This is a genomic window from Rhizobium sp. BK661, assembly GCF_024808825.1.
Taxonomy (GTDB): Bacteria; Pseudomonadota; Alphaproteobacteria; order Rhizobiales; family Rhizobiaceae; genus Rhizobium.
In genome coordinates this window covers 1-2,550 of sequence record NZ_JANTYT010000052.1, presented here as the reverse complement: position 1 = coordinate 2,550, position 2,550 = coordinate 1, and the positions used below count along the sequence as shown (strand labels likewise).

The window sequence follows — 2,550 nt, the reverse complement described above, 5'->3', positions numbered from 1 at the left end:
ACCTATGTCGGCGGCGAGGGCAGCGACACCTATGACGCCAGTGGCGCGACGGCAGCCGTTAATGTCGACCTGGCATCCGGCACCGCCACCGGCGCTGATATCGGCAATGACAGCCTTGATGGCATCGAGAACGTCATCGGCAGCGCCGACGACGACACGATTGGTGGCGACGGCAACGACAACCACCTGCAGGGCGGGGCCGGCGACGACCAGCTGACTGGCAAGGCCGGCGACGATACGGCGCTCGGCGAGGCCGGCGACGACACCTTCAAGGTGGGCCTGCTTGGCGGGGACCTGCCGCAGGCGGCCGCGGGTACGCCCGTTACCGACGGCAACGACACCTATGTCGGCGGCGAGGGCAGCGACACCTACGACGCCAGCGGCGCGACGGCAGCCGTTACCGTCGACCTTGCATCCGGCACCGCCACCGGCGCCGATATCGGCAGCGACAGCCTTGATGGCATCGAGAACGTCATCGGCAGCGCCCATGACGATACGATTAGCGGCGACGCCTGCGACAACCAGCTGACCGGCGGGGCCGGCGACGATGTGGTCTCGGGCGGGGCTGGCGACGATGTCGTCATCGTGCTCGCCACTCCGGCCGCCGACGGCAACGACGTCTATGACGGCGGTGCCGGCTGCGACACGCTCGACCTGTCGGCGCTGGTCAAGATGGTGATCGCCGACATCGAGGCCGGCTATGCCGAGGGCGAGGAGATCGGCCGCGATACGATCCTTGGCTTCGAGACCATTCATGGCGGCTCCGGCGACGATCGGTTCTCCGGCGGCAGCGGCACCGACATCCTTTATGGCGGGGGTGGCGACGATCAGGTGGCCGGGCGCAGTGGCGACGACCACCTGGTCGGCGGCGACGGTGACGACCGGCTCGACGGCGGCAGCGGCGACGACGTCTTCATCGTGCTCGCCCGTAGCGGCAACGGCGGTGATGACGGCGACGACCGGATGGACGGCAGCAGCGGCAGCGATTGCTACGATGCCTCGGCCACCGTGCTCGGTGTCGTCATCGATCTCGAGCGCGGCGAGGCTTCCGGGGCGGAGATCGGCGACGACGCACTCCTCGACGTCGAGAATGCCAGCTGCGGCTCCGGCGACGACACGATCATCGCCTCGGCCCGGGTCAACGTGCTGATCGGCGGCGACGGCAACGACGTCTTCGTCTTCCAGTCGCTTGCCAGTCTTGCGAACGACGGCGCCGGCCATGATGAGATCGTCGACTTTAGTGTCGGCGACCGCATCGATCTCTCCGCGCTTGGCCAGTACGGCACGCTGACCTTCGCCGGCCTGCAGATCGACGGCGACACGCCGCAGATCGGCTCGATCACCGTCTTTTACGAGGCGCTCGGCGACGACACCCGCACCGTCGTGCGCACCATCGTCGACCTCGACCATGACGACGACCTGCAGATCCTGCTGCGCGGCCATCACGAGCTGACCGCTGAGGACTTCATCCTCGCCGCCATCGAGCCCGGCCAGGTCACGGCCGACAGCCAGCCGATGGGACAGGCGTGACGCCTGTCCCGGGGAGGCCTTCTGGCCTCTCCCCCGGGGAGGCCTTCGGCCTCTCCCGACAATGCCAGAAAGACCATGACCGCAAGACAATGCTCGCAAGACACCGACAGCAGACCACGACGACAGGACAACAAGGCCAGCAAGGCTCCAGGGGAACACCGCGATGATCACCACCACCAGCGACAAGGCCACCAGCGACAAGGCCGGCAGCGACAAGGCCGGCACCGACAAGGCCGGCACCGACAAGGCCAAGGCCGCCGACAAGGCCAGGCAGAATGCCCGGCAGTTCGGCATCACCTCGCGCATCGTCGCCTCCTCGGCACTGGCCGGCGTGCTGGTCTTCGGCATCGGCGGCTGGGCCGCCCAGGCGAAGCTGTCGGGCGCCGTCATCACCCATGGTCAGGTGGTCGTCTCCGAGCAGGTCAAGACCATCCAGCACCGCGACGGCGGCATCATCGCCGCCATCCGCGTCGACAACGGCACCGTCGTCAAAAAGGGCGACGTCCTGCTCGTCCTCGACGACACCCAGACCCGCGTCGAGCTGTCGATCGTCAAGGCGCAGCTGCAGCAGCTGACCGCCGCCCATGCCAGGCTGGTGGCCGAGCGCGACGAGGCAGACACCGTCGACTTCGCGGCGCTCGACCTGTCCGCCGCGGTGATATCAGGCGAGACCAGGCTGTTTGAGGCCAACCGCCGCATGGTCGCCAACCAGAAGGAACAGCTGCGCCTGCAGATCGTCCAGCTCGACGAACAGGTGCGCGGCTTCAAGGCGCAGAGCCGCTCCAACGACAGCGAGGCCGAGATCGTCGAGCAGGAGCTCGCCAAGACCGAGAAGCTGCTCGCGAGCCAGCTGGTGCCGATCTCGCAGAAGCGCGACCTGTTGCGCCAGCGCGCCCGCATCGAGGGCAGCCGCGGCGAGTTGATTGCCAAGGTCGCCGAGGCCGAGGGCGAGATCAGCGAGCTCAACATGAAGCTCATCTCCATCGACCAGACCACCCGCAAGGAGGCGCAGACCGAGAT

General features: G+C 67.7%; 2 protein-coding genes. Both read left to right on the top strand.

Annotated elements, in window-relative coordinates:
- On the top strand, positions 1-1,530 hold a 1,530-nt coding region (locus FHX16_RS31335; RefSeq protein ID WP_259132230.1), incomplete at its 5' end, for a calcium-binding protein.
- Positions 1,531-1,693: 163 nt separating this feature from the next.
- On the top strand, positions 1,694-2,550 hold an 857-nt coding region (locus FHX16_RS31330), incomplete at its 3' end, for a biotin/lipoyl-binding protein (RefSeq protein ID WP_259132228.1).